Origin of the sequence: Streptomyces sp. SM1 (assembly GCF_002910825.1) — a bacterium.
GTDB lineage: Bacteria > Actinomycetota > Actinomycetes > Streptomycetales > Streptomycetaceae > Streptomyces > Streptomyces okerensis.
Genome location: NZ_NEUB01000077.1, coordinates 1 through 9,007, shown reverse-complemented (window position 1 = coordinate 9,007; position 9,007 = coordinate 1). Strand labels below are relative to the sequence as shown.

At 71.6% G+C, this 9,007-nt stretch carries 9 protein-coding genes; all 9 read left to right on the top strand.

Translation table 11 applies throughout. The annotated features are described in order from the left end of the window. The coding region (locus B9S61_RS01770; RefSeq protein WP_181007187.1) for a (2Fe-2S)-binding protein at positions 1-270 on the top strand (270 nt) is incomplete at its 5' end. A 190-nt stretch (positions 271-460) separates the two neighbouring features. Then, a complete protein-coding gene (locus B9S61_RS01760) occupies positions 461-1,351 on the top strand; it encodes a dihydrodipicolinate synthase family protein (RefSeq protein ID WP_103540599.1) in 891 nt (296 codons plus the stop codon). Between the two features lie 12 nt (positions 1,352-1,363). After that, positions 1,364-2,365 carry a proline racemase family protein gene (locus B9S61_RS01755; protein WP_103540598.1) on the top strand — a complete coding sequence of 334 codons (1,002 nt, stop codon included), beginning with the start codon at positions 1,364-1,366 and terminating at the stop codon, positions 2,363-2,365. A gap of 134 nt (positions 2,366-2,499) precedes the next feature. Next, positions 2,500-3,171, top strand: coding sequence for a GntR family transcriptional regulator (locus B9S61_RS01750; RefSeq protein ID WP_103540602.1), 672 nt, complete (start codon positions 2,500-2,502; stop codon positions 3,169-3,171). 57 nt (positions 3,172-3,228) lie between these two features. Beyond that, complete coding sequence (locus B9S61_RS01745; protein ID WP_181007186.1) at positions 3,229-4,227, top strand: LacI family DNA-binding transcriptional regulator; 999 nt, start codon at positions 3,229-3,231, stop codon at positions 4,225-4,227. 136 nt (positions 4,228-4,363) lie between these two features. Continuing rightward, a complete protein-coding gene (locus B9S61_RS01740; RefSeq protein ID WP_103540597.1) occupies positions 4,364-5,707 on the top strand; it encodes an ABC transporter substrate-binding protein in 1,344 nt (447 codons plus the stop codon). Between the two features lie 3 nt (positions 5,708-5,710). Next, a complete protein-coding gene (locus B9S61_RS01735; protein WP_103540596.1) occupies positions 5,711-6,664 on the top strand; it encodes a carbohydrate ABC transporter permease in 954 nt (317 codons plus the stop codon). Beyond that, positions 6,661-7,521: a carbohydrate ABC transporter permease gene (locus tag B9S61_RS01730; protein ID WP_103540595.1), complete on the top strand. Its 861-nt coding sequence runs from the start codon at positions 6,661-6,663 to the stop codon at positions 7,519-7,521. The genes B9S61_RS01735 and B9S61_RS01730 overlap by 4 nt, the downstream gene beginning before the upstream one ends. Before the next feature lie 41 nt (positions 7,522-7,562). After that, the coding region (locus B9S61_RS01725) for a glycoside hydrolase family 13 protein (protein ID WP_103540594.1) at positions 7,563-9,007 on the top strand (1,445 nt) is incomplete at its 3' end.

Here is a 9,007-nt window from a genome sequence, read left to right as displayed (position 1 = left end):
GCCGACCGGGTCACCGACGACACGGTGATCTGCCGCTGCGAGGAGGTCACGGCGGGCGCCGTCCGCGAGTCCCTCGCGCTCGGCGCCGGGGACACCCGGACGGTCAAGCTGCTCACCCGGGCCGGTATGGGCTGGTGCCAGGGCCGGATCTGCGGACCGGCCGTCGCCGGGCTCACCGGAGGCGCGCCCGCCCCCGACCGCCGCCCGTTCGCCCGGCCCGTCCCACTGGGGGTGCTCGCGGCGCAGCACGAGCGGAACGAACCGTGCTGACGGCACGGACGGCACATCCTGCACGGACGGAAGGATCAGCGCGCCCGCGCAGCACCGGCAGCACGGACAGCCGTACCAGCGCGACCGGCACCGGCGGCACGCACCGCACGCACCGCACGCACCGCACGCACCGCACGCACCCCACGCACCCCACGCACCCCACGCACCGCACACCGAGAAGAGGGCCCTCATGACCGACCACCGCCCCTGGCGCGGCGTTCTCGTCGCCACCGCGCTGCCGCTGAACGACGACCTCTCCGTGAACCACGACCGCTACGCCGAGCACTGTGCCTGGCTGGTGGAGAACGGCTGCGACGGCGTCGTACCGAACGGCTCCCTGGGCGAGTACCAGGTGCTCACCCCCGAGGAGCGCGCCCGGGTCGTCGAGACGGCCGTCGCCGCCATCGGCGGGGACCGCGTCATGCCCGGCGTCGCCGCCTACGGCTCCGCCGAGGCCCGCCGCTGGACCGAGCAGGCCGCCGAGGCAGGCTGCCGGGCCGTGATGCTGCTGCCGCCCAACGCCTACCGCGCCGACGAGCGGTCCGTGCTCGCCCACTACGCGGAGGTCGCCCGGAGCGGGCTGCCGGTCGTCGCCTACAACAACCCGATCGACACCAAGGCCGACCTCGTACCGGAACTGCTCGCCCGGCTGCACGGTGAGGGACACGTCCAGGCGGTCAAGGAGTTCTCCGGAGATGTCCGCCGCGCCTACCGGATCGCCGAACTCGCCCCCGGGCTCGACCTGCTGGCGGGTGCGGACGACGTCCTGCTGGAACTGGCCGTCGCCGGTGCGAAGGGCTGGGTGGCCGGCTACCCGAACGCCCTGCCCCGGTCCTGCGTGGAGCTCTACCGCGCCGCCACCGGCGGCGACCTCGAGACGGCGCTGCCGCTCTACCGGCAGTTGCATCCCGTGCTGCGCTGGGACTCGCGCGTGGAGTTCGTCCAGGCCATCAAGCTGTCCATGGACCTCGTGGGCCGCCACGGCGGGCCGTGCCGTCCGCCCCGCGTCCCGCTGGAACCGGGGCAGGAGGCGGCCGTCCGCGCGGCCACCGAGAAGGCCGTCGCGGCCGGACCGGCGTAGGGGAGGAGCCCGATGCGCAGCAAGCTCGTCCTGCACGCCGTCGACTCGCACACCGAGGGCATGCCGACCCGCGTGATCACCGGCGGAATCGGCACGCTCCCCGGCGCGACCATGAACGAGCGGCGCCTGTACTTCCGTGAACACCGCGACCACATCAAGCAGTTGCTGATGAACGAGCCCCGTGGGCACTCCGCGATGAGCGGTGCGGTCCTCCAGCCGCCGACCCGGCGCGACTGCGACTGGGGTGTCGTCTACATCGAGGTCTCGGGCTACCTCCCGATGTGCGGGCACGGCACGATCGGCGTCGCGACGGTACTCGTCGAGACGGGCATGGTCGAGGTGGTCGAACCGGTCACCACCATCCGTCTGGACACCCCCGCCGGGGTCGTCGTCGCCGACGTGGCGGTGAGCGACGGCGCCGCCACCGCGGTGACCCTGCGCAACGTCCCCTCCTTCGCCGTCGGCCTCGACCGCGAGGCGACGCTGCCGGACGGGCGGACGGTGACGTACGACCTCGCCTTCGGCGGCAACTTCTACGCCATCCTGCCGCTGGACCGGCTCGGGCTGCCCTTCGACCGGGCCCGCAAGGACGACATCCTCGCGGCGGCCCTGGCCCTGATGGACGCCGTCAACGCCGCCGGCGAACCCGTCCACCCGGAGGACCCGACCGTCCGGGGCTGCCACCACGTCTATCTGGCCGCACCCGGCTCGACCGCCCGCCACTCACGGCACGCCATGGCGATCCACCCGGGCTGGTTCGACCGCTCGCCGTGCGGGACGGGCACCAGCGCGCGCATGGCGCAGCTCCACGCCCGCGGCCGGCTCCCCCTGGACGCCGAGTTCGTGAACGAGTCCTTCATCGGCACCCGGTTCACCGGGCGGCTGCTCGGCACCACCGAGGTGGCAGGACGCCCGGCCGTCCTGCCCACCATCACCGGACGCGCCTGGATCACGGGCACCGCCCAGTACCTGCTGGACCCGCGGGACCCCTTCCCGACCGGGTTCGTGCTGTGAGTTCCGCAGCCGACGCCGAACACGCCGAGTCCGTCCCCCACACCGAGAGCATCATGAACACCGCGAACACTGCGAACACCGCGAACACCGCGAACACCGCGAACACCGAGACCGCCATGAAGGTCATGAAGTCCATGAACGCCGGGAACAGCCCCGGCCTGCCCCCGCTGGGCGGCCGTACGCCCAGCTTCCGCGAGCGGGTCGCGGACGCGCTGCGGGCCGCGCTGATCGCCGGGGAACTGCGCCCCGGCGAGGTGTACTCGGCGCCGGGGCTCGCCGCCCGCTTCGGGGTCTCCGCCACCCCCGTGCGCGAGGCCATGCTCGACCTCGCCAAGGAGGGACTGGTCGACACCGTGCCCAACAAGGGGTTCCGGGTGACCGCCGTCTCCGACCGGCAGCTCGACGAGTACACCCACGTCCGGTCCCTCATCGAGATCCCGACGACGGCGGAACTGGCCGCCACCGCGGACCCGGTGGCGCTTCAGGCGCTGCGCCCGGTCGCCGAGGAGATCGTCACCGCCGCCGCGGCCGGTGACCTCATCGCGTACGTCGAGGCCGACCAGCGCTTCCACCTCGGGCTGCTGGCCCTCGCGGGCAACGGCCACCTGGTCGAGGTCGTCCGGGACCTGCGCCGGCGGGCCCGGCTGTACGGGCTGACGGCGCTGGTGGAGCAGGGGCGGCTGGAGGCGTCGGCCGAGGAGCATCTGGAGATACTCGACGCGCTGCTGGCCCGGGACAACGAGGCGGTACGGGCGGTGATGACCCGCCACCTCGGACATGTCCGGGGACTGTGGGCGGCCCCCTGACCGGAAATGTGCGCCGTTACGCAAGCAGCTTGCGTTTCTTGCGCTAATCTTGCGTCCATGACACGACGACTTGCTGTGGTGGCGAAGAAGGTCGGGGTCAGCGAGGCCACGGTCAGCCGGGTGCTCAACGGCAAGCCGGGAGTCTCCGACGCGACCCGGCAGGCGGTGCTCTCCGCCCTGGACGTGCTCGGCTACGAGCGGCCGACCCAGCTGCGCGGTGAACGCGCCCGGCTGGTCGGCCTGGTCCTGCCCGAGCTGCAGAACCCGATCTTCCCGGCCTTCGCGGAGGTCATCGGCGGTGCGCTGGCCCAGCTCGGTCTGACACCGGTGCTGTGCACCCAGACCCGCGGCGGCGTCTCCGAGGCGGACTACGTCGACCTCCTGCTCCAGCAGCAGGTCTCCGGCGTCGTGTTCGCCGGCGGCCTCTACGCGCAGGCCGACGCGCCCCACGAGCACTACGACCGGCTCGCCGAGCGCAACATCCCGGTCGTCCTCGTCAACGCGGCCATAGAACACCTCGGCTTCCCGGCGGTGTCGTGCGACGACGCCGTGGCGGTGGAGCAGGCCTGGCGGCACCTGGCCTCGCTCGGGCACGAGCGGATCGGGCTGGTGCTCGGCCCCGGTGACCACGTGCCCTCCGCGCGCAAACTGGCCGCCGCCCGCGCGGTCGCCGGCGAGATCCCCGAGGAGCACGTGGCCCGGGCCATGTTCTCCATCGAGGGCGGTCACGCCGCCGCGTCCAGGCTCATCGACCGGGGGGTCACCGGCTTCCTCTGCGCCAGCGACCCCCTCGCCCTCGGCGTCGTACGGGCCGCCCGCCGCAAGGGGCTCGACGTGCCGGGACGGATCTCCGTCGTGGGCTACGACGACTCGGCCCTGATGAACTGCACCGAGCCTCCGCTCACCACCGTCCGGCAGCCCATCGGGGCCATGGGCAAGGCGGCCGTGGAACTGCTGAACGCGCAGATCAGCGGCAGTGCGGTGGCCCCCGAGGAGCTGCTGTTCGAGCCCGAACTGGTGGTGCGGGGGTCGACCGCGCAGGCGCCCCGTCCCTGAGATCCGACCGACTGTCGAATAATTTCAGATTGCGCGCGACATTTTGCGGACGGATGTCGTCGGTGCTTGAGTGTGCCCCGCCCACCGCTCCTGTTCCGAGGGGTTCACTCGTTCCTGTCCCTTAAGGGGGCCGCCGATGAGAAGCACCGGGATCCGCCGCACCGCCGTCGCTCTGGGCGTCGGCGCGCTCGTGCTCACCGCCTGCGGCTCGGACGGCGACGACGCCGCCGGCGGCAAGACCCGTATCACCGTCAACTGCATGCCGCCCAAGAGCGCCAAGGCCGACCGGCAGTTCTTCGAGGAGGACATCGCCGCCTTCGAGAAGCAGAACCCGGACATCGACGTCGTCCCGCACGACGCGTTCGCCTGCCAGGACCCCAAGACGTTCGACGCCAAACTCGCCGGCGGGCAGATGGAGGACGTCTTCTACACGTACTTCACCGACGCGCGGCACGTCGTCGACATCGGCCGGGCGGCCGATCTCACCCCGTACGTCAAGGAGCTGAAGAGCTACGAGACCGTCCAGCAGCAGCTGCGGGACATCTACACCGTCGACGGCAAGGTCTACGGCATCCCGCGCACCGGCTACTCGATGGGCCTGATCTACCACCGGGAGCTCTTCGAGAAGGCCGGCCTCGACCCCGACCGGCCGCCCACCACCTGGGCGGAGGTCCGCGACGCCGCGAAGAAGATCGCCGCGCTCGGCGACGGCACCGTCGGCTACGCCGACTACAGCGCCCAGAACCAGGGCGGCTGGCACTTCACCGCCGAGCTGTACTCCCAGGGCGGCGACGTGGTCAGCGCCGACGGCGAGAAGGCCACCATCGACACCCCCGAGGGCCACGCCGTGCTGCGGACCCTGCACGACATGCGGTGGAAGGACGGGTCGATGGGCAGCAAGCAGCTGCTCGTCATCGACGACGTCCAGCAGATGATGGGCGCGGGCAGGCCCGGCATGGATCTCGCCGCCCCCGACAACATCCCGATCCTGGTCAAGGAGAAGGGCGCCGCGTACCAGGACATCGCCCTCGCCCCCATGCCCGGCGGCGAGGCCACCCTCATAGGCGGCGACGGCTACATGTTCAGCAAGAAGGCCTCACCCGAGCAGATCCGCGCCGGGCTCAAGTGGCTCGACCACATGTTCCTCACCCCCGGCGACGGGTTCCTCGGCGACTACGCCCGGGCCAGGAAGAACGACGCCCCCGTCGGCCTGCCCGAACCCCGTCTGTTCACCGGCCCCGCCGACGCCAGGGACCAGCAGGTCAAGAAGGCCAACGCCAACGTCCCGGTGGGGAACTACCAGTCCTTCCTCGACGGCAACCGGGCCCTGGAGATGAAGATCGAGCCGCCGCACGCCCAGCAGCTCTACTCCGTCCTCGACGGTGTCGTCTCCGCCGTCCTCACCGAGGAGGACGCGGACATCGACCGGCTCCTGAAGGACGCCTCCGGCAAGATCGACGGCATCCTGGCCCGGGGCTGACCGGTGACGAAGACGGCACAGCGGCCGGCCGCGCCCGTGCGGCACCGGCCGGTGAAGGCGCCGTCCCCGGCAGAGGACCGGAGACGGCGCCGGCTCACCGACCAACTGCGCGCCTACGGCTTCCTCCTCGGCGGACTCGTCTGCTTCGCCCTGTTCTCCTGGTACCCGGCGATCCGCGCCGTCGTGATCGCCTTCCAGAAGTACACCCCGGGTGCGGACCCCGAATGGGTGGGCACCGCCAACTTCACCCGCGTCCTGCACGACCCCGAGTTCGGCGCCGCCTGGCGCAACACGCTCACCTTCACCCTGCTCGCACTGCTGCTCGGCTTCGCGATCCCCTTCGTCCTCGCCCTCGTGCTCAACGAACTCCGGCACGCCAAAACCTTCTTCCGGGTCGTCGTCTACCTGCCGGTGATGATCCCGCCCGTCGTCAGCGCCCTGCTGTGGAAGTGGTTCTACGACCCCGGCGCCGGCCTCGCCAACGAGGCACTGCGCTTCCTCCACCTGCCCACGTCCCACTGGACCAACGGCGCCGACACCGCCCTGATCTCCCTGGTCGTCGTCGCCACCTGGGCCACCATGGGCGGCACCGTGCTCATCTACCTGGCCGCCCTCCAGCCCATCCCCGGCGAGCTCTACGAGGCCGCCGAACTGGACGGCGCGAACCTGCTCCAGCGCGTCTGGCATGTGACGGTCCCGCAGACCCGGTTCGTCATCCTCATGCTGATGCTGCTCCAGATCATCGCCACCATGCAGGTGTTCACCGAGCCCTTCGTGATCACCGGCGGCGGACCGGAGAACGCGACCGTGACCGTCCTCTACCTCATCTACAAGTACGCCTTCCTCTACAACGACTTCGGCGGCGCCTGCGCGCTGAGCGTGATGCTCCTCGCGCTGCTCGGCGCGTTCTCCGCCGTCTACCTCCGCCTCACCCGCTCCGGAGAGGAGGCCCTGTGAGCACCCGCACCCTGGTGTCCCCGGCCGTCCTGGCCCGCCCGCGCGGCAGGGCCGTCTACTGGACCGTGTTCACGGGCGTCGCCGTGCTCTTCGCCCTCGCCCTCCTCTTCCCCGTCTACTGGATGGCGAGCGGCGCGATGAAGTCACCGGACGAGGTGGCCCGCACGCCGCCCACCCTCGTCCCGGAGAGCTGGAGCACCGGCGGTTACACCGACGCCTGGGAACTGATGCAACTCCCGGTCCACCTGTGGAACACGGTGGTGCAGGCGGCCGGTGCCTGGATCTTCCAGCTGGTCTTCTGCACGGCCGCCGCCTACGCCCTGTCCAGGCTCCGGCCCGCCTTCGGCACGCTGATCCTCGGCGGCATCCTCGCCACCCTGATGGTCCCCGCCCAGGCCCTCGTGGTCCCCAAGTACCTCACCGTGGCGGACCTCGGCCTCCTCAACGACCCCCTCGCCATCTGGCTGCCGGCCGTCGCCAGCGCCTTCAACCTGTACCTGCTCAAGCGGTTCTTCGACCAGCTCCCCAGGGACGTGCTCGAAGCGGCCCAGATCGACGGCGCGGGGAAGCTGCGCACCCTGTGGTCGATCGTGCTGCCCATGTCGCGCCCGGTGCTCGGCGTGGTGTCGATCTTCGCGCTGGTCGCCGTCTGGCAGGACTTCCTGTGGCCGCTGATGGTCTTCTCCGACACGGAGAAGCAGCCGATCGGCGTCGCCCTCGTGCAACTGTCCCAGAACGTCCAGCTGACCGTGCTCATCGCCGCGATGGTGATCGCCGGCATCCCCATGGTCGCGCTGTTCCTCGTCCTCCAGCGGCACATCATCGCCGGAATCAGCGCGGGCAGCACCAAGGGCTGACATCCGACCCCCGACGTCCACAGCAGAGAGAGGCACGCACCGTGGGACAGCCCACCCCCCACCGCAACGACGACTGGTGGCGCTCCGCCGTCATCTACCAGGTGTACGTCCGCAGCTTCGCCGACGGCGACGGGGACGGCACCGGCGATCTGGCGGGCGTCCGCGCCCGGCTGCCCCACCTCACCGAACTCGGCGTCGACGCACTGTGGTTCAACCCCTGGTACCTGTCACCGATGAAGGACGGCGGCTACGACGTCGCCGACTACCGGGCGATCGACCCGGCCTTCGGCACCCTCGCCGAAGCGGAGAAACTGATCGCCGAAGCACGGGAACTGGGCATCCGCACGATCATCGACATCGTGCCCAACCACGTCTCCGACCAGCACCCCTGGTTCCGGGCGGCGCTCGCGGGCGGGGCCGCGCGGGAGCTGTTCCACTTCCGCCCGGGCCGCGGAGAACACGGCGAACTCCCGCCCTACGACTGGCGGTCGGAATTCGGCGGACCCGCCTGGACCAGGCACCCGGGCGGCGACTGGTACCTCCACCTGTTCGCACCCGAGCAGCCCGACCTCAACTGGGCGCACCCCGCCGTCCGGCAGGAGCACGAGGACATCCTGCGCTTCTGGTTCGAGCGGGGCGTGGCCGGCGTCCGCATCGACTCCGCCGCGCTGCTCGTGAAGGCCCCCCGACTGCCCGACCTCACCGGCCGGGACCCGCACCCGTACGTGGACCGTGACGCACTCCACGGGATCTACCGGGCCTGGCGGGCCGTCGCCGACGAGTACGGTGCCGTCTTCGTCGGCGAGGTGTGGCTCCCGGACACCGAACGCTTCGCCCGCTACCTGCGCCCCGACGAACTGCACATCGCGTTCAACTTCTCCTTCATGACCTGCCCCTGGGACGCGGAACGGCTGCGCACCTCCATCGACGAGACGCTGGCCGAGCACGCCCCCGTCGGCGCGCCCGCCACCTGGGTACTCGCCAATCACGACGTCACCCGCACGGTCACCCGCTACGGCCGCGCCGACACCGGCTTCGACTTCGCCACCAAGGCCTTCGGCACCCCCGCCGACCTCTGCCTCGGCACCCGGCGGGCCCGCGCCGCCGCCCTGCTCTCGCCGGCCCTGCCCGGCGCGGTCTACGTCTACCAGGGAGAGGAACTCGGCCTGCCCGAGGCCGACGTCCCGCTCGACCGCATCGAGGACCCCATGTACGCCCGTTCCGGGGGCACCGACCCCGGACGCGACGGATGCCGGGTGCCACTGCCGTGGACGGCCGACGCGCCGCACGCCGGGTTCGGTGGCGAACCGTGGCTGCCGCAGCCCGCCGGCTGGGCGTCGTACGCGGCCGACCGGCAGGCCCGGGACCCCGGCTCGATGCTCAGCCTCTACCGGGCGGCGATCCGGCTGCGTCCGGCCTTCGGCGACGGTCCGCTCACCTGGCTGCCCGCCGCCGACGGCGTGCTCGCCTTCACCCGCGCGGACGG

Coding starts and splice junctions, on each gene's coding strand:
- B9S61_RS01760 (WP_103540599.1), top strand. CDS start 461: ATGACCGACCACCGCCCCTGGCGCGGCGTTCTCGTCGCCACCGCGCTG.
- B9S61_RS01755 (WP_103540598.1), top strand. CDS start 1,364: ATGCGCAGCAAGCTCGTCCTGCACGCCGTCGACTCGCACACCGAGGGC.
- B9S61_RS01750 (WP_103540602.1), top strand. CDS start 2,500: ATGAACGCCGGGAACAGCCCCGGCCTGCCCCCGCTGGGCGGCCGTACG.
- B9S61_RS01745 (WP_181007186.1), top strand. CDS start 3,229: ATGACACGACGACTTGCTGTGGTGGCGAAGAAGGTCGGGGTCAGCGAG.
- B9S61_RS01740 (WP_103540597.1), top strand. CDS start 4,364: ATGAGAAGCACCGGGATCCGCCGCACCGCCGTCGCTCTGGGCGTCGGC.